The organism is Mesorhizobium sp. M7A.F.Ca.US.005.03.1.1 (assembly GCF_003997975.1).
Lineage (GTDB): Bacteria > Pseudomonadota > Alphaproteobacteria > Rhizobiales > Rhizobiaceae > Mesorhizobium > Mesorhizobium ciceri.
The window spans coordinates 13,285-29,729 of sequence record NZ_RZRO01000080.1 but is presented as its reverse complement, the minus strand read 5'-3'; the positions used below and the strand labels follow the sequence as shown (position 1 = coordinate 29,729).

At 63.6% G+C, this 16,445-nt stretch carries 17 protein-coding genes; 4 read left to right on the top strand and 13 right to left on the bottom strand.

Annotated elements, in window-relative coordinates:
• The 4 genes from EN990_RS26240 to cysG all read right to left on the bottom strand — a co-directional run.
• Positions 1-517 (bottom strand): phosphoadenosine phosphosulfate reductase family protein (locus EN990_RS26240; RefSeq protein WP_127388423.1); only part of this gene is annotated, 517 nt, incomplete at its 3' end.
• A complete protein-coding gene (locus EN990_RS26235; RefSeq protein WP_027161320.1) occupies positions 492-2,162 on the bottom strand; it encodes a nitrite/sulfite reductase in 1,671 nt (556 codons plus the stop codon). The genes EN990_RS26235 and EN990_RS26240, both read right to left, overlap by 26 nt.
• A gap of 43 nt (positions 2,163-2,205) precedes the next feature.
• Positions 2,206-2,499: a DUF2849 domain-containing protein gene (locus EN990_RS26230; RefSeq protein ID WP_013529562.1), complete on the bottom strand. Its 294-nt coding sequence runs from the start codon at positions 2,497-2,499 to the stop codon at positions 2,206-2,208.
• Positions 2,496-3,947 carry a siroheme synthase CysG gene (gene cysG / locus EN990_RS26225; RefSeq protein ID WP_127384616.1) on the bottom strand — a complete coding sequence of 484 codons (1,452 nt, stop codon included), beginning with the start codon at positions 3,945-3,947 and terminating at the stop codon, positions 2,496-2,498. Before cysG ends, EN990_RS26230 begins: the two co-directional genes overlap by 4 nt.
• Positions 3,948-4,367: 420 nt before the next feature.
• Here cysG and EN990_RS26220 point away from each other — a divergent pair, with 420 nt between their 5' ends.
• Together EN990_RS26220 and ybaL are read left to right on the top strand one after the other, a co-directional pair.
• Positions 4,368-4,817: a host attachment family protein gene (locus EN990_RS26220; RefSeq protein ID WP_013529560.1), complete on the top strand. Its 450-nt coding sequence runs from the start codon at positions 4,368-4,370 to the stop codon at positions 4,815-4,817.
• A 218-nt stretch (positions 4,818-5,035) separates the two neighbouring features.
• On the top strand, positions 5,036-6,832 hold the full coding sequence (ybaL, locus tag EN990_RS26215) for a YbaL family putative K(+) efflux transporter (RefSeq protein WP_127368522.1): 1,797 nt from the start codon (positions 5,036-5,038) through the stop codon (positions 6,830-6,832).
• Positions 6,833-6,902: 70 nt separating this feature from the next.
• On the opposite strand, the gene EN990_RS26210 is transcribed toward ybaL, so the two are convergent.
• Positions 6,903-7,712, bottom strand: a complete 810-nt coding sequence (locus EN990_RS26210) for a helix-turn-helix transcriptional regulator (protein ID WP_127368521.1) — start codon at positions 7,710-7,712, stop codon at positions 6,903-6,905.
• Between the two features lie 137 nt (positions 7,713-7,849).
• Between EN990_RS26210 and EN990_RS26205 the strand changes: the two genes are divergently transcribed.
• Positions 7,850-8,770 carry a zinc-binding dehydrogenase gene (locus tag EN990_RS26205; protein ID WP_127368520.1) on the top strand — a complete coding sequence of 307 codons (921 nt, stop codon included), beginning with the start codon at positions 7,850-7,852 and terminating at the stop codon, positions 8,768-8,770.
• Between the two features lie 13 nt (positions 8,771-8,783).
• On the opposite strand, the gene EN990_RS26200 is transcribed toward EN990_RS26205, so the two are convergent.
• The gene (locus EN990_RS26200) at positions 8,784-9,536 is read right to left on the bottom strand and encodes an SDR family oxidoreductase (protein ID WP_013529556.1); all 753 of its coding nucleotides are present in this window, start codon (positions 9,534-9,536) and stop codon (positions 8,784-8,786) included.
• A 161-nt stretch (positions 9,537-9,697) separates the two neighbouring features.
• Here EN990_RS26200 and EN990_RS26195 point away from each other — a divergent pair, with 161 nt between their 5' ends.
• A complete protein-coding gene (locus tag EN990_RS26195) occupies positions 9,698-10,063 on the top strand; it encodes a nuclear transport factor 2 family protein (RefSeq protein ID WP_027161316.1) in 366 nt (121 codons plus the stop codon).
• Between the two features lie 9 nt (positions 10,064-10,072).
• Here EN990_RS26195 and EN990_RS26190 read toward each other — a convergent pair whose 3' ends face one another.
• The 7 genes from EN990_RS26190 to EN990_RS26160 all read right to left on the bottom strand — a co-directional run bounded on the left by EN990_RS26190 (position 10,073) and on the right by EN990_RS26160 (position 16,414).
• Positions 10,073-12,340, bottom strand: a complete 2,268-nt coding sequence (locus EN990_RS26190) for a transglycosylase domain-containing protein (protein WP_127368519.1) — start codon at positions 12,338-12,340, stop codon at positions 10,073-10,075.
• Between the two features lie 169 nt (positions 12,341-12,509).
• Positions 12,510-13,424, bottom strand: coding sequence for a hypothetical protein (locus EN990_RS26185; protein ID WP_127368518.1), 915 nt, complete (start codon positions 13,422-13,424; stop codon positions 12,510-12,512).
• An 18-nt stretch (positions 13,425-13,442) separates the two neighbouring features.
• Positions 13,443-13,589, bottom strand: coding sequence for a hypothetical protein (locus EN990_RS26180; RefSeq protein WP_013529552.1), 147 nt, complete (start codon positions 13,587-13,589; stop codon positions 13,443-13,445).
• Between the two features lie 25 nt (positions 13,590-13,614).
• On the bottom strand, positions 13,615-13,869 hold the full coding sequence (locus tag EN990_RS26175; protein WP_013529551.1) for a GlsB/YeaQ/YmgE family stress response membrane protein: 255 nt from the start codon (positions 13,867-13,869) through the stop codon (positions 13,615-13,617).
• Between the two features lie 110 nt (positions 13,870-13,979).
• On the bottom strand, positions 13,980-14,183 hold the full coding sequence (locus EN990_RS26170; RefSeq protein ID WP_013529550.1) for a hypothetical protein: 204 nt from the start codon (positions 14,181-14,183) through the stop codon (positions 13,980-13,982).
• A gap of 100 nt (positions 14,184-14,283) precedes the next feature.
• A complete protein-coding gene (locus EN990_RS26165; protein WP_013529549.1) occupies positions 14,284-14,904 on the bottom strand; it encodes a ribonuclease D in 621 nt (206 codons plus the stop codon).
• Between the two features lie 124 nt (positions 14,905-15,028).
• A complete protein-coding gene (locus EN990_RS26160; protein WP_013529548.1) occupies positions 15,029-16,414 on the bottom strand; it encodes a M20/M25/M40 family metallo-hydrolase in 1,386 nt (461 codons plus the stop codon).
• Positions 16,415-16,445: the final 31 nt, after the last annotated feature.

The following is a 16,445-nucleotide window of genomic DNA, read 5'->3' as shown; positions in this document are numbered from 1 at the left end:
GCCCGACCGCCTCGAACACCGGCAGCGCTGCCCGCGTCGCGGCCTGAAAACGCTTGCGGCCAGTGAGCCAGGCACGAAATGGCGCGACACCGCGCGCCAGCGGCTCCACCTTGCGCACGTCGCAGCAGGCATCGGTATCGCTTTGGTGCAGATTGCCCGTCGGATCGATCCGTTCGAGTGCTGCTTCCTCGGGTTTGATCACCCTTATGTTGGTCAGCCCGAAATCGGCGGCAAGCGCATCGCGATAGCCGAGCGTCTCCTCGAAATGCTTGCCGGTGTCGAGGAAGATGACCGGCAGCGTCCGGTCGATCTTGGCGATCATGTGCAGCAGCACGGCCGAATCCGCGCCGAACGACGACACCGCCGCGATCTCGTCGAGGAACAGTTCGCGGGCCGAGCGTTCGATGATCTCGAGCGGCTTCAGATGACCATAGAGCGCATCGAGCCCCGCCGCTTTGGCGGCGATGCCGTCATCGACGTCTCCAATACGGTCAAGCGGCCTTGGCTTCGCCAGCATAGAGCGCCTCCTTGAACGGCGCGGGACCGACTCGGCGGTAGGCGTCGATGAATTTCTCTTGTGGGTCGAGCCGAAGGCCGAGATAGGTCTCGACGATCTGTTCGATGGCGTCGGTGATCTCTTCCGAAGAGAAGCCGCGGCCGATGATCTCGCCGACCGAGGTGTTCTCGTCGGCCGAGCCGCCCAGCGTCACCTGATAGAGTTCGGAGCCCTTCTTCTCGACGCCGAGGATGCCGATGTGGCCGACATGGTGATGACCGCAGGCGTTGATGCAGCCGGAGATCTTCAGCTTCAGTTCGCCGATCTCGCGCTGCCGCTCAAGCGAGGCGAAGCGGCGCGAGATTTCCTGCGCGATCGGGATCGAGCGCGCCGTGGCCAGCGCGCAGTAGTCGAGGCCCGGGCAAGCGATGATGTCCGATATCAGGTTGGAATTGGCCGTCGCCAGGCCGATGCCGACCAGCGCATCATAGACCGCCTTGAGGTCGGCGCGGGCCACATGCGGCAGGATCAGGTTCTGCTCATGGCTGACACGCAGCTCGTCAAAGCCATATGTCTCGGCGATGTCGGCGATTGCGTCCATCTGGCTGTCCGAGGCGTCGCCGGGCACCTCGCCGATGCCCTTCAGCGAGATCGTCACAGCCGCATAATCGGGATGGCGGTGCGTCACGACATTCTGGTCGAGCCACTCCGAGAACCCCTTGGAATCGAGCCGCGCCAGCTTGACCGCCTGGTCGCCTTCCGGCCGCTCAGCGAGTGCCGGTGGCGCGAAATAGGCCTCGATGGCGCGGATATCGGCTTCCGGCAGCTTCAGCTGGGCGTCTTTCAACTCTTGCCACTCGGCCTCGATTTGGCGGGTGATCTCCTCGACGCCGGTCTCATGGACGAGGATCTTGATGCGCGCCTTGTACTTGTTGTCGCGGCGGCCATAGAGGTTGTAAACGCGCAGGATCGCCGTGCAGTAGGACAAAAGGTCGGCTTCCGGCAGGAAGTCGCGAATCTTGCGGGCAACCATTGGCGTGCGGCCCTGGCCGCCGCCGATATAGACGGCGAAACCGAGTTCGCCGGCGGCGTTCTTCCTCAGGTGCAGGCCGATGTCGTGGGTCTGGATGGCGGCGCGGTCGCGCTCGGCCCCCGTCACCGCGATCTTGAACTTGCGCGGCAGGAACGAGAATTCCGGATGCACCGACGACCACTGGCGCAGGATTTCCGCGTAGGGACGCGGATCGGCGACCTCGTCGGCGGCAGCGCCGGCGAAGTGGTCGGCGGTGACGTTGCGAATGCAATTGCCGCTGGTCTGGATGGCGTGCATCTCGACGCTTGCGAGATCGGCCAGGATCGCCGGAATGTCCGACAGCGCCGGCCAGTTGAACTGGATGTTCTGGCGCGTGGTGAAATGGCCGTAGCCCTTGTCGTATTTGCGGGCGATGTGGCCGAGCATGCGCAACTGCTTGCCGTTCAGCGTGCCATAGGGCACCGCGATGCGCAGCATGTAGGCATGCAGCTGCAGATAGACGCCGTTCATCAGCCTCAATGGCCGGAACTGGTCCTCGGTGATCTCGCCGGCAAGACGGCGCTGCACCTGGTCGCTGAACTCGGCGACGCGGGCCTGGACAAAATCGTGGTCGAACTCATCGTAACGGTACATGCTTGGTCTTTCAGGGCGCGTCCGCCCATGCCTGGTGTCTTGGTTATGCTGCCCGCGCAGCCTGCTTGCCGAGATCGTTGCGGATGGTCGGGCCGGCGGCGCGGATCTTCTCGCGCAGCCGCACCGGTTGGACGACGCCGTTGACGACTTCGGCGTCGATCAAATTGACGTCGACCACTTCGTTGGCGGCATAGGCCTTGGCGCCGATCGCCTCGAGCCTGTCATCGGCTGCCTTGTCATGGGCGAGGTCGGCATGATCCACCGTCTCGGCCCAGCCGCCATCGGCGTACCAGACGGCGATGCCGTCGGTGAGGCGGTTGGCGGTCAGTATCTTCATTGCTGAACTCCTTCGGCGACCGAACTGGACGCGCCTTCATGCCTGTGTGCCGCCAGCGGCTCGGACCGTTCAAAGTTGGCGCCGGCGACCGCATCGCCGATGATGGTCATGACTGGGCCGGAAAGATCGGCGCGCGCTTCCAGCGACGGCAGGTCGGCAAGCGTGCCGTGGAAGCGCCGCCGGTTGGCGAGGCTGGCATTCTCGACCACGGCCACCGCAGTGTCCGGCGACAGACCGGCCTCGATCAGCCGTCCGGCAACCTCGGCCGCCACCGAGCGGCCCATATAGACGGCGACGGTGGCGCCCGAAATCGCGAGCTTGGCCCAGTCGGGCAGCGAATTGCCCTTGAGGTCGTGGCCGGTGGTGAACACCATCGACGAGGAGACACCGCGCAAGGTCAGCGGCAGTTCGAAATCGGCGGCGGCGGCAAAGGCCGCGGTGACGCCCGGGACCACCTCATAGGCGATGCCGGCGTCGCGAAGTGCCGCCATCTCTTCGCCGGCCCGGCCGAACACCAGCGGATCGCCCGACTTCAGCCGCACGACACGCTTGCCTTCACGGCCAAGCTCGACCAGCAGCGCATTGATCTCAGCCTGGCTCTTGGTGTGGCAGCCCTTGCGCTTTCCGACCGGCAGGCGCTCGGCATCGCGGCGACCCATGGCAACGACCGCCTCGGGCACAAGGGCGTCATGGACGATGACATCGGCTTCCATCAGCAGACGATGGGCTCGCAAGGTCAATAGATCCTCGGCGCCCGGACCGGCGCCAACCAGCGCGATGTGACCGCAAGCGGGCGTGTTCGACAGCAGAAGATCGACGGCGGCGTCATGCGCCTGCGAAAGCTGGCCGGCTTCAGCCGCGCGCGCAGGAGCGCCAGAGAAGAAATCATGCCAGAAGCGGCGGCGGGCATTGCCTCTCGGCAGCAGCTTCTCGGCAGCCCCGCGAAACGAAGCCGCAATAATTGCCAGCGGCCCGAGCGACGGCGACAGCATGCGGTCGATGCGGCCGCGCAACATTTGGGCAAGCACCGGGCCTGCACCCTCGGTGCCGATGGCGATGGCCACCGGCGCGCGGTTGACCAGCGCCGGGGTGAAGAAATCGCAAAGCTCGGGCCGATCGACGGCATTGACCGGAATGCCTAGGCGGCGCGCATCCGCGGCCACCCGGCGGTCGAGTTCCTCGTCGCCGCTGGCGGCAAACACCATGACCGCGCCTTCGAGCTGCGACGCCTCGTAAGCCGCGGCAAAATGCGTCGCGCCGGCCTGGGCGACGAAGGCGAGCAGGTCGGGCTCGGCATGTTCCGCGACGATCCGCAGGACCGCGCTCGACTGTCCGATCAGCCGCGCCTTGGCCAGCGCCTCTTCGCCGCCCCCGACGATGGCCACAGCTTCGCCCTCAACCCGCATGAACACGGGGAAGGCGTTGAGCTTGGGAGCAGTGTGCGACATGGACGCGAGCGGAATCCTCAATGAGCTGCAGTTCTACGCGCGAGCGCGAGAAACCAGAAGGAACGCACTCGCGCATCCCTTATCGGGATGCAATTGCTTTTCTGAAAGCATCCCGGCCAAGAGAAAAATATTTCTCATTTACAGATAGAGCGGATTCAAGCTGCTGTCGCAGGCCTTGATTTGTGGCTCTTTTAGCGCCCGGCGAGAAAAGCCGCAAAACTGTTTTTTCTAAATTCTACCAAGTTAGTAGATTAAAGTCGCAACCTCGGGATAGCCAGAATGTCCAACGCCGACGTGGCTGCCGACTGGAACATTACCGGCTCGAGGTGCGTTCTCAAAAGGCCCGTCATGTCGGATCGAAATCCGGCTGCGGAATGCCAACTAAAGGTCGCCACGCGGCTAAAAAGGAGCCCTGTCATCATGAACACAATCATACTCAAGCACGGTATCTGGGTGATCGTGGCCGATGGCGAGAAGGCGCTTTTCCTCAGGAACGCCGGTGACAACAAATATCCGAATCTCGAGGTGGTGCAGGAAATGCAGCAGGACAACCCGCCCACCCGCGAGCAAGGCAGTGACAGCCCCGGCCGATACAGTGATGGTCCCTCCGTACACCGCAGCGCAGTCGAGGATACGGACTGGCACCGCATCGGCAAGGAGCGTTTTGCCGATGAAATCGCCGCCCGGCTCTACAAGCTCGCGCATGACGGCGAGTTCAGCGAGATCGTGCTCGTCGCGCCGCCGGTGGTGCTTGGGACAATGCGCAAAAAGCTGCACAAGGAGGTCGGGGACAAGGTGACCGCCGAAATTCCCAAGACATTGACCAACCATGCCATACCGGAAATCGAGGCCTTGCTGCGGGCAGCCTGATCATCGATCGGCCCTGACGAATCGAGACGAATAGCTCCGCACAAATTCCGATCCGGCCGGCAGCTTCTCAGCTGCCGGTCAAATTTTCGCGGCAGCGCCGTCGATTTCACGGCTTTGCGGGTTGCATCGCCGACATACCATCCATCATATTGCAAACAGGCGGCGGCCTTGGGCGGCGCTCATCCAACATCGCTGACTTGAAAGGCGCTCCATAGACAATGCCGCATGACACGCCCCTTATCGCCACCATCGTCGCCGGTCTGGGGCTGGCTTTCGTCTTCGGGGCTCTCGCCAACCGCTTCCGCATTCCGCCCCTGGTCGGTTATCTCATAGCCGGCGTGCTGGTCGGGCCGAACACGCCCGGCTTCGTCGCCGATGCCGGGCTTGCCAACGAACTGGCCGAAATCGGCGTCATCTTGCTGATGTTCGGCGTCGGGCTGCACTTCTCGCTCAAGGATCTGCTGTCGGTGCGTGCCATCGCCGTGCCGGGCGCCATCGTCCAGATCGGCTTTGCCACCGCGCTTGGCGCTGGTCTTGCCTGGATGCTCGGCTGGTCGATGGGCGCGGGGCTGGTGTTCGGCCTGGCGTTGTCGGTCGCCTCGACCGTGGTGCTGCTGCGTGCCCTGCAGGAACGGCGGATGATCGAGACCGAGCGCGGCCGCATCGCCGTCGGCTGGCTGATCGTCGAGGATCTGGCCATGGTGCTGGCGCTGGTGCTGCTGCCGGCGCTCGCTGGCGTGCTCGGCGGCCAGGAGCAGGCCGACGCCCATGCCAGCGGCCTGCTGTCGCTGCCGGCCAGCTACGGCATCTGGGGCGTCGTCGGCATCACACTGGCCAAGGTCACCGCTTTCGTCATCGTCATGCTGGTGGTCGGCCGCCGGGTCATTCCCTGGATCCTGCACTATGTCGCCCATACCGGCTCGCGCGAACTGTTCCGGCTGGCGGTTCTGGCCATCGCGCTCGGCGTCGCCTTCGGTGCGGCCAAACTGTTCGGTGTCTCGCTGGCGCTGGGCGCCTTCTTCGCCGGCATGATCATGAGCGAATCCGAACTCAGCCACCGCGCGGCGGAAGAATCGCTGCCGCTGCGCGATGCCTTCTCCGTGCTGTTCTTCGTCTCGGTCGGCATGCTGTTCGACCCGTTCAGCCTGATCAGCAATGGTTGGCCGATCCTGGCGACGCTCGCCATCATCGTCATCGGCAAATCACTGGCCGCGTTCGCCATCGTTGTTGCCTTCGGCTATCCCATCGCCACGGCGCTGATAATCTCGGCAAGCCTCGCCCAGATCGGCGAGTTCTCCTTCATCCTGGCTGAACTCGGCGTCGGGCTGAAGCTGCTGCCGGAACAGGGCCGCGACCTCATTCTGGCCGGTGCGATCCTGTCGATTGTCCTCAACCCGCTGATGTTCCTGGCCATCGACTGGATGAAGCCGTGGCTGGAACGGCGCGCCGCCAGGACGGCACCACCGGTCGAGGCAAAACCGGTTGGTCCGGCGACGGAGCCGGGCCAGGTGGCCTCTGTCGCGGCAGCGGCGAAAAAGGAGGACGGGCCGCCGCCAAAGACGGCACTCACCGGCCATGCCATCCTGATCGGCTACGGCCGTGTCGGTGGCCTGGTCGGCTCGGCCCTGAAAGGCGCGGCAATGCCCTTCCTGGTCATCGAGGACGCCGACAAGACGCTGGCGAAGCTGAAAGCGGACAGCGTCGAGACCGTCGCCGGCAATGCGGCCAATGCCGAAGTGTTCGCCGCCGCCAATCCCGAGGGCGCCAGCCGGCTGATCCTTGCGATCCCCAATGCCTTCGAAGCCGGCCAGATCGTGCTCCGCGCCCGCGCCGCCAATCCCGCTATCAACGTCATCGCCCGTGCCCATTCCGATGCCGAGGTCGAACATCTCAAGGGTTTGGGCGCCGATACGGTGATCATGGGCGAGCGCGAGATTGCGCGCGGGATTGTGGAAGAAGTTCTCGGTTCCAAACCGGGGTTGAGGCGCGAAACCGCCGAGCCGTCGGTGGCCTGAGTCCCAAAGCCCAAGCTGCACTCTCGCACGCTGGCAACGTGATCGGCTCGACCACCCTTTCAAGCGAGCATCACGCCACGAATGCAGAGCCGCCATTTTGCGCGATACCGCTGAGGTATTTGGCCGGCGGCTTCCCAAGCGCCTTCTTGAACATGGTGATGAAGGCCGTAACGGAACCATAGCCGAGATCGCCCGAGACCTGCTGGACACTCTTGCCGGAAGCCAGTTCCCGAATTGCAACGATCAAGTGCAATTGCTGGCGCCAGCGCCCGAAACTCAGCCCCGTCTCCTTTGCCACAAGGCGGGCGAGGCTGCTCTCGCTGAGCGCGATGCGGTTGGCCCATTCCGCCAGTGTGCTGCGGTCGGCAGGGTCTTGCGCCAACGCTTCGGCGATCCTGTTCAAGCGTGGGTCGGACGAGATCGGCAGGTGCAATTGCTGGACAGGCATGCGTGGCAATTCGGTGAGCAGCATCTTGGTCAAGAGTTCGCCCCTCGCCCCGTCATCCTCCACCCGATCGGAAAGCTCGATGATCAATTCGCGCAGCAGGGGCGAGATTGAAAGCGTGCAGCACCGCTCCGGCAGATCGGCGGCTCCCGGCTCTATGTAGACGAAGAAAATCCGGGCGTTGGCGGTTGCGACATTGCTGTGCTCCATGCCGCCGGGGATCCACACCCCGCAATGCGGCGGCACCATCCATAGACCGCTTGGAACGCGGCATGTGACGCCGCCGCCGAGTGCGAAGACGAGTTGGCCTTTGCGGTGCCGATGGGCGGGGACTTCCGCTCTGGTGTCGGGGATGTCGACGCGCACGGCAATCGCCGGCGCGGCAGGGTCATCCACATCGAGATCGAGCCAGGGGTAGCTGAGGGGTTGTCTCATGGTTGACTGTTATTAGCGATTAAACGCCATGATAGCTAAATTCTTTAACAGCGAAAGTCGATAAGCTCCGGCTCGTACTCAGCTTGCCGTGCTTTCCACAGCAAGCTGGCACCGACAAGCCAGCAACAAGGTATGCCATGCTCGCCCTGGTCATCTCTCCCGAAAGCGCGACCGGGTTGAGGCTCGCCGACATCGCCGAGCCTCAACCGGCTTCGAACGAAGCGCTTGTCTCTGTCCACGCAACTTCGTTGAACCGGGGCGAACTGCGCCTGCTTGCCATACGCCCCGAGGGCTGGACACCCGGCCAGGACATCGCGGGGATTGTCGAACGAAGAGCAGCCGATGGTTCCGGGCCAGCCGTCGGCGCCCGGGTTGTTGCTTTGGTCGACGAGGCCGGTTGGGCCGAACGCATCGCAGTCCCAATCGACCGTCTCGCCGTCCTGCCGGATGACGTCAGTTTCGTTTCCGCAGCCACGCTTCCTGTCGCCGGTACGACGGCACTAAGGACTCTACGCCATGGCGGCGACCTCGCCGGCCAGCAGGTGTTGATCACCGGTGCAAGCGGAGCGGTCGGCCGTTTTCAGATCCAGATCGCCCGCGAGCAAGGCGCCTCGGTGACGGCAATCGCCGCGGCCCGGCACGCCGACGATCTCCGCGGCCTCGGAGCCCGGCAGGTTGTCGAAGCGATCGATCTGGCCGAGGGGCCGTTCTCGCTGATCACCGAGTCGGTCGGCGGCCAAAGCCTCGCACGCGCGATCGAACGTATCGCACCTGGCGGGACCATCGTCATGTTCGGTTCGAGCAGCGGCGAGCTGACGCCCGTCGGATTCCGCCAGTTCATTCCGGATCATGAAGGGGCAAGGCTTCAGACTTTTGCGTACTACACGTCTGGTCCAGGCATTGGCGAGGACATCGCCTCACTGCTCGCTCTGGTCGCAGCCGGCCGGCTCGAAACGCGCGTGGCCTTGACGGCGCCGTGGACAGACGTCGCTCAAGCGCTGGACGCACTGCGCCAGCGCAGCTTCAGCGGCAAGGCTGTTCTCACCATAACAGGATGAGCATCCTGTTTTGTCACACGTGCTGGCCGCCATTGATGTGGATTTCCGAGCCAGTCACATACGACGCCTGCTGCGAGCACAGGAAAAAGATGATGTCGGCGACTTCGGCCGTGGTGCCAAGGCGCCTGAGAGGAATGGTCTCGACGATCTTGTCCGTGCCCGGCGACAGGATCGCGGTATCGATTTCGCCCGGCGCAATCGCGTTGACGCGGATGCCGTGCGGACCGAAATCATGCGCCATCTCGCGCGTCAGCGAGCCGAGTGCCGCCTTCGATGTCGCGTAGGCCGTGCCGGCGAAAGGATGCACGCGGGTTCCGGCGATCGAGGTTACGTTGACGATCGAGCCCTTGGCCGCCGCCAGTTCCTTGAACAGCCCGCGCGCCAGCATGATCGGCGCGAAGAAATTAACCTGGAACACGTCGCGCCAGACATGCATCGGCGTGTCGATCGAATTCATGCGGCTGTTGCCGTCCTTGAGCTTCGGCGAAATGCCGGCATTGTTGACCAGCGCATGCAACTGGCCGCCATGCGCTTCCAGCCGGTGGCGAATTTCGGAGACGGCGATGCCGACATCCTCCTGATCGGCGAGATCGACCTTGATGTGGTCTTCCGGCCCGGCCGGCCACGGGCAGTCCTCGGCGAAAGCCTGCCTGGAGCAGGTGATGACGCGCCAGCCCTCGCGCGAAAAACGCTTGACGGTGGCGTGGCCGATGCCGCGGCTGGCGCCGGTCAGCACGATGGTCTTTCGGGTGTCGAGCTCAGTCATTTCAGGTCTCCAGCCGGCAGATGTAGCCGAACGCCGCCGAGGTGGCGAGAGGCCGAAATGTCACCATTCACCTCAAAGGAGGAACCGGGAAGCCGGCTCGCCGTTGGTCCTTGAATGCGGAAAGGGTGCGGGGTTCTGAATCAATCTATCAGGACAAAGTCATGACACAGACAGCACCCCTCGACATCGCCACCGCCTTCACCAAAGCGTGGACAGGACACGACCTCGAAAAGGCAGCATCCTATGTCGCCGACGACGTCGTTTTTGATGGGCCGATGCAACAGTCGACTGGCAAGGCCCCCTACCTCGAGGGCCTGACCAAACTTTCACAGGATGTGACCGGTGTGCGCATGATCGCGGCCTTCGGAGACGACCACCAGGCGCTGCTAATGTATGACTTGATGACAGAGTCGTCCGGCGCGCTTTCCTGCGCCAAGCACCTCACCATCAGCGACGGCAAAATTCACAGCGACAAACTGACCTTTGACAGCAAGAAGCTGGGCAGCGCCAAACCAAAGGCGAATTAGCAGGTCTACTCAGCCGCCAAGGAGGTCGAGGATCGAGGTCTGCCGCTTCTTGCGCGGGCCGCCAACGTCGCCTGGCGGCACCGGGTGCTTGATCGACGCGGTGGCGCCGTCATCCCCCGGCATGGAAAGGCCATCGGCATCGACGGTTTGGGCGGGACGAGCCGCGCGGACCGGCGCTGGCGCTTGGGCAACCGGCGCTGCTGGCCGCGCCGGTGCCTGCTGACCGACCGACGTGGACGGAACCGGCGCCGTGTTGTTCGCCGAGGGTATCTCGTCGGGGACGATTGTGTCGGCCGGCGTCGACTTCCAGGTGCCGGGCAGCGGCCGCACCGGCACACCCTCGTGGGCCGCAACCATGAACTCGTGCCAGGCCTGCGCCGGCAGTGCGCCGCCGGTGACCTTCTTCATCGGGCTGCCATCATCATTGCCGAACCACACACCGGTGGTGAGATTGGCGGTGTAGCCGACGAACCAGGCGTCGCGCGAATTCTGACTGGTGCCGGTCTTGCCGGCCGATGGCCAGGCGAAAGCCGCTTTCCGGGCAGTGCCGATCTCAACCGTGCCCGTCATCATCGAGTTCATCATGCCGACGATCTCAGGCTTGACGACGCGCGGCGCGCTGCCGCCGCCGCTGTCGTAAAGCACTTTGCCCTCGGTGGTCGTCACGCGCCGGATGAAATGGATGTCGGGCTTGTAGCCGCCATTGGCAAAGGGGACATAGGCCGATGTCAACTCCAGCGGCGTCACTTCCGAAGTGCCGAGCGCGATCGAGGTGTTGGCTGTCAGGTCGGACTGGATGCCCATGCGGTGCGCCGCCTCGACAACCGCGTTCGGCCCAACCTCCATGGTCAGCTGCGCTGCCACCGAGTTCAGAGACTTGGCCAGCGCGGTGGCCAGCGTCACCTTGCCGAAATACTTGCCGCCGTAATTGTCGGGCGTCCAGTTGCCGATCTTGATCGGCGCATCGTTGCGGATGCTGTCGGGCGTGCGGCCGGCTTCAAGAGCGGCCATATAGACGAACGGCTTGAATGCCGAGCCCGGCTGGCGACGTGCCTCCGAAGCACGGTCGAACTGACTGGTCGAATAGTCGTAGCCGCCGACCATGGCGCGCACCGCACCGGAATCGTCGATCGACACCAGGGCGCCCTGGCTGACGTTGAGTTTCTTGCCGCTGTCGTCGATCAGCCTGCGGATCGATTGCTCGGCGAGCTTCTGCAGGTTCAGGTCGACGGTGCTGTCGATGACGATATCGCCGCGTACGTCGCCGATCAGGTCGGGCAGTTCCTCCATGATGGTATCGGCGACGTAATTCTCCGAGCCGGTCCAATAGGAAGGCGCACGCGTTGCCGGCGCGCTCATCGCCGAGGTCAGTTCCTTGGCGCTGATCTTGCCCTCGTCGCGCATGGCGGCAAGCACCAGCTGCGAGCGTTCCTCGGCGGCCTTCGGATCGCGTGCCGGGGACAGCCGCGACGGCGCCTTCAGCAGGCCGGCAAGCAATGCGGCTTCCGACAGGGTGACGTCGCGCGCGCTCTTGCCGAAATAGCGGCGCGAGGCCGCTTCGACGCCATAGGCGCCGGAGCCGAAATAGACCCGGTTCAGGTACATTTCGAGGATCTGGTCCTTGGTGTGCTTGTGCTCCAGCCATAGCGCCAGCAGCACTTCCTGCACCTTGCGCTCCAGCGTGCGGTCGGGTGTCAGGAACAGGTTCTTGGCCAATTGCTGGGTCAGCGTCGAGCCACCCTGCGAGAAATGCCCGCCAAGCACATTGGTGACCATGGCGCGGGAAAGCCCGATCGGGTCGATGCCGAAATGCGAGTAGAAGCGCCGATCTTCGATGGCGATGACGGCTTCCGGGATATAGGGCGACATTTCGTGCAGGCCGACCGCCTCGCCGCCGCTCATGCCGCGATTGGCGAGCAATTGGCCATCTGCCGAGACGATCTTGATGTTGGGGGCGCGGTCGGGAATCGACCAGGTCGTCGCCGCCGGCATCTTGGCGCCGTAGTAGATGACGATGCCGGCCACGGCGATGCCGCCCCAGATGGCGAGCACGAAGCACCAGTAGAACAGCCGGCCGAGCACGCCGAACAGGCCGCGCCGGCTTCTGCCGCGCTTGACCCGCGACGATTTCCCTTTGGCCGGCTTGCGTTTTGCGGAGGCTTTGCGATTGCTCGGCACGACGCGATCCTCCTCGTTCACCGAAAGACCCGCCGAGGACCGCGCCTGCGGCGGCCCCTCGAAACTGGGTTCGATGCGACTGTCTCTGCGGTTCGCCATGCGCTGTGCTTGATGTCCCCGATGCCTATGGCGTTCGGGTTGAAGAGTAGATGCGGCGATTTAAGGGCGGGTTAAGTCGTGTTCGAATGCCGGCCTTGGGGTTGGGCAGCCAAAAAGGCCAGCGTCTGCTCTTTGCAGGTTACTGACACCACGCTGTTCGCTGTCTCGTTCAGATGGGCTCGAACTTCACATCCGGCTGGTCGGGACCGCCGGCTTGCCGCAACAGCGCGACAATGTGTTCGCCCCTGTCAACCGGCTGTCGCCTCCAGTTCGAGGCGTTCGTGACGTGCAGCCAGCCATCGACCATCATGAAAAAATCCTCGGATTGATCATGTCCGGCGCCGAAGCGAAGCGATTTGTTTTCAGCGGATCGAATCAGCGCCGGATCGATCGACCTGTAGAGCACAGGCCAGTTGCCGCCGCCGGAATCCATATGAAACTTGTAGCTCGGGGCGAAATCCAGCCGTCGCCGCAACAGGCTTCCGTCGAAAAAACAGAAGCCGGGCCACAGGAACCAGCCGCCTGGCGTCGGCGTGTCGCGCCGCACGCTGCCGTAGAGGCTTTTGCCCTCCATCCGGGCGCGGATCGAAAACGGTTCAGTCGGAAAGATGTCATGATCGATGAAGCCGAACAGCTTCGGCCCGAACCTGGGCAAGAAATTCCGCACGATCCAGTTGAGCGCTTGACCGTGCGATCTGCTGACGACCAGTCTGTTCTTCGGCAATGCGACATAGGGGACATGCTGGCGACGGCAGAGATCGCGGATTGCTTTCCTTGCCTCGCCCTTGTTGCTGTTGTCGAAAACGATGTAGCTTTCGTGCTCGGCCAGGTATCGGCGTACCAGGTGGATCTGCCATTCGATCATTTCGGGCCGGTTGAAGGCCACGGTGGCGACGACCGCATCGCGGAATACCTGCTCTTGCCCCTGCAATTCGCTGACCGGTGCGGATGTCCTCAGAAAGCGAAACACCCGCCAACGATAGCGCAGCAGCGCCTCGCGCCTTGGCGGCCTGTTCAGCCTCTCCCATTCCGCCACGGTGATTCCAGGCTGATCGACGTCTTCCGGGGCGTCAGAAGCAACCATGTCGCGCCCCCGCATAGCTTAGTTCTGCTGGATCGAAATGCCCTTGTCGTCGATCTTGAGCTCGACGCCCTTGGGTTTGGTCTGCTCGCGATAGACATAGATGCCGAGCGCGATGACCACGACGACGAGCGCGCCGATGACGAGATAGAGCGTATTCTGTTTCATGGCGCGCTCTTTGCGTTGTCGAGCCTCAGGCTCGTTTCAGAACCTTGACCAGCACCAGCAGGATGATGGCGCCGATCGTGGCATGGATGATCGCGGCGAGAGTGCCGCCGCCGATGGAAAAGCCGATCCGCGGAAACAGCCAGCCGGCGATGAACGCACCGACGATGCCCACGATGATGTTGCCGATCAGGCCGAAGCCGAAGCCGGAAACGATGAGACCGGCGAGCCAGCCGGCGATGGCACCGATGATGATGAAGACGAGCAGGCTTTCGACACCCATAGCGATTTCCTCCGAGCAAGAGGGCGACCGCGGACCGGAAAGCCCCGAATCGGCCTCGATATCAACGGCTTCAGGCTATTCGAAAGCAGCCGGCCTCACCAGCGGCGCGCTCATTGATCGTCGTCGTCGCTTGCGGCAGGGCGCCAGCTGGTCGGCTCGACCTTCTTTTGCGTGTGACTGTCGATATAGACCCACCAGCCGTCGTCGCGATATTGCGCGATGGATTCGTTGATGACGCCGTCGCTGTCCTTCCAGGTCACGGAGACCTTGGAGCCGTCTGTCGGCGCGGTCGCAATCGGCTTTCTGTCCGCCATGTCATTATCCCCAATTGCACCGACAAACTGAGCCGACAGAACGCGACGGCCTGTATCCGGTTCCAAACGGTCACCGGCCCGCGGAGCGCGCCCACGGCCCTCAGCTATGGGCGAAGATATCCTCTTCGTCCCAGCCCATCAGGTCAAGCTTGGCACGCGTCGGCAGGAAGCGGAAGCAGGCATCGGCCTCCTTGGTCCGCCCATCGCGCGCCAGCCGTCCGGCCAGCACATCGCGCAACCGGTGCAGATAGAGCACGTCGGAAGCCGCATATTCGAGCTGTTCGGGCGACAGCGTCTCGGCCGCCCAGTCCGACGATTGCTGCGCCTTGGACAGCCCGACGCCGAGAAGCTCGAAGCAGATGTCCTTGAGCCCGTGGCGGTCGGTATAGGTGCGGGTCAGCCGCGAGGCGATCTTGGTGCAGAACACCGGCTCCGGCATGACGCCGAACGCATTGTAGAGAACGGCAAGATCGAAGCGGCCGTAGTGGAACAGCTTGGTTACGCCGCGGTTCCTCAGCAGGCTGACGAGGTTCGGCGCCTTCTTCTGGCCGGGCGCGATCTGGATGACGTCGGCGCTGCCGTCGCCAGGCGAAATCTGCACCACGCACAGCCGGTCGCGATGCGGATTGAGCCCGAGCGTTTCGGTGTCGATGGCCACTGCCCCGACATTGTAGTGCGAGAGGTCGGGCAGGTCGTTTTTATGGAAACGGATATCGGCCATTATCTTCTCCGGTCGAGCCCTATAGTGTCCCCTGACCCGCAGGGGATGCTGCAGCGCTTTATCTTGTGGCCCGTCCTCGCCGCGATCGGCTGAAAAATCAACAGGAAAACAGGGGTGCCGCTGCTCAGCGCGTCAAGGCATCGAGAATCCGCGCCCAGGAGCGCTGGCCCTTGTGGAAGGAGCTGAGCTCGTATTTCTCGTTGGGCGAGTGGATGCGGTCGTCGTCGAGGCCGAACCCGACCAGCAGCGATTCCATGCCGAGATAGGTCTGGAAATCGCCGACAACCGGAATGGAGCCGCCGCTGCCCGTCGTTACCGCCGGCTTCGGCCATTCGTCGGACAGCGCATTCTTGGCCTTGGCCAGGAAGGGCGAGTCGTAGGAAAGCTGGATTGCCGGCGAGCCGCCATGCGGATGGAATTCGACGGAACAGTCGGCCGGAATGCGCTCCTTGACGAACTTCTGGAACGCGGCCCGGATTTTTTTCGGGTCCTGCTTGTGGACGAGGCGAAACGAGACCTTCGCCGAGGCTTCGGCCGCGATCACCGTCTTGAAGCCCTTGCCGGTATAGCCGCCGATGATGCCGTTGAATTCGGCCGTCGGCCGCGCCCAGGTCAATTCCAGCACGGAGCGGCCCTTTTCGCCCGACGGGATCGACAGGCCGACCGGTCCCAGGAACGTCTCGGCAGTCTCGCCGAGCGTCTCCCATGATTTCAGGATCTGCGACGGCGTTTCCTCGACGCCATCATAGAAGCCGGGAATGGTGATGTGGCCGTCCTTGTCGTGGATATCGGCCAGCACCCTGGCCAGGATGCGGATCGGGTTGGCGGCGGCACCACCATAGAGGCCCGAATGCAGGTCGCGGTCGGCGGCCTTCACCGTGATCTCCTCACCCACCAGCCCGCGCAATCCGACGCAGATCGACGGCGTGTCGCGATCCCACATGCCGGTATCGCAGACCAGCGCGAAATCGGCCTTGAGTTCGCCGGCATTGGCCTCGAGGAACGGCTTCAGCGAAGGCGAACCGGATTCCTCCTCGCCCTCGAACAGGATGGTGATGCGGCAAGGCAGATTGCCATGCACCTGTTTCCAGGCGCGGCAAGCCTCGACGAAGGTCATCAACTGGCCCTTGTCGTCGGCCGACCCCCGACCGACGATCACCTTGTGGTCCGGCCCGACCTCCTTGACAGCAGGCGCGAACGGATCGCTTTCCCACAATTCGATCGGGTCGACCGGCTGAACGTCATAATGGCCGTAAAACAGCACATGCGGCGAACCGGCCGGGCCGTCATGGTGCGCAACCACCATCGGGTGGCCGGGCGTGTCGCGAACGCTGGCGTCGAAGCCGATCAGCTCGAGTTCGGCCACCAGCCATTCCGCCGCCTTGCGGCAGTCGGCGGCATAGGCTGGATCGGTGGAGATGGACTTGATCCTGAGCAAGCCGAACAGGCGCTCGAGGCTCTGGTCGAGATTCTTGTCGAGACGGTCGAGGACGGGGGAAACTGCGGACATATGTGAAGCCTTTCGATTCAGAACCGGAACC

What these genes read in the sequence shown, in the direction of transcription:
- EN990_RS26170 (WP_013529550.1), bottom strand. Translation starts at nt 14,183, where the DNA reads ATGGCGGACAGAAAGCCGATTGCGACCGCGCCGACAGACGGCTCCAAG.
- EN990_RS26210 (WP_127368521.1), bottom strand. Translation starts at nt 7,712, where the DNA reads ATGAGACAACCCCTCAGCTACCCCTGGCTCGATCTCGATGTGGATGAC.
- EN990_RS26205 (WP_127368520.1), top strand. Translation starts at nt 7,850, where the DNA reads ATGCTCGCCCTGGTCATCTCTCCCGAAAGCGCGACCGGGTTGAGGCTC.
- EN990_RS26235 (WP_027161320.1), bottom strand. Translation starts at nt 2,162, where the DNA reads ATGTACCGTTACGATGAGTTCGACCACGATTTTGTCCAGGCCCGCGTC.
- ybaL (WP_127368522.1), top strand. Translation starts at nt 5,036, where the DNA reads ATGCCGCATGACACGCCCCTTATCGCCACCATCGTCGCCGGTCTGGGG.
- EN990_RS26195 (WP_027161316.1), top strand. Translation starts at nt 9,698, where the DNA reads ATGACACAGACAGCACCCCTCGACATCGCCACCGCCTTCACCAAAGCG.
- EN990_RS26185 (WP_127368518.1), bottom strand. Translation starts at nt 13,424, where the DNA reads ATGGTTGCTTCTGACGCCCCGGAAGACGTCGATCAGCCTGGAATCACC.
- EN990_RS26220 (WP_013529560.1), top strand. Translation starts at nt 4,368, where the DNA reads ATGAACACAATCATACTCAAGCACGGTATCTGGGTGATCGTGGCCGAT.
- EN990_RS26165 (WP_013529549.1), bottom strand. Translation starts at nt 14,904, where the DNA reads ATGGCCGATATCCGTTTCCATAAAAACGACCTGCCCGACCTCTCGCAC.
- EN990_RS26230 (WP_013529562.1), bottom strand. Translation starts at nt 2,499, where the DNA reads ATGAAGATACTGACCGCCAACCGCCTCACCGACGGCATCGCCGTCTGG.
- EN990_RS26190 (WP_127368519.1), bottom strand. Translation starts at nt 12,340, where the DNA reads ATGGCGAACCGCAGAGACAGTCGCATCGAACCCAGTTTCGAGGGGCCG.
- EN990_RS26175 (WP_013529551.1), bottom strand. Translation starts at nt 13,869, where the DNA reads ATGGGTGTCGAAAGCCTGCTCGTCTTCATCATCATCGGTGCCATCGCC.
- EN990_RS26180 (WP_013529552.1), bottom strand. Translation starts at nt 13,589, where the DNA reads ATGAAACAGAATACGCTCTATCTCGTCATCGGCGCGCTCGTCGTCGTG.
- EN990_RS26160 (WP_013529548.1), bottom strand. Translation starts at nt 16,414, where the DNA reads ATGTCCGCAGTTTCCCCCGTCCTCGACCGTCTCGACAAGAATCTCGAC.
- EN990_RS26200 (WP_013529556.1), bottom strand. Translation starts at nt 9,536, where the DNA reads ATGACTGAGCTCGACACCCGAAAGACCATCGTGCTGACCGGCGCCAGC.
- cysG (WP_127384616.1), bottom strand. Translation starts at nt 3,947, where the DNA reads ATGTCGCACACTGCTCCCAAGCTCAACGCCTTCCCCGTGTTCATGCGG.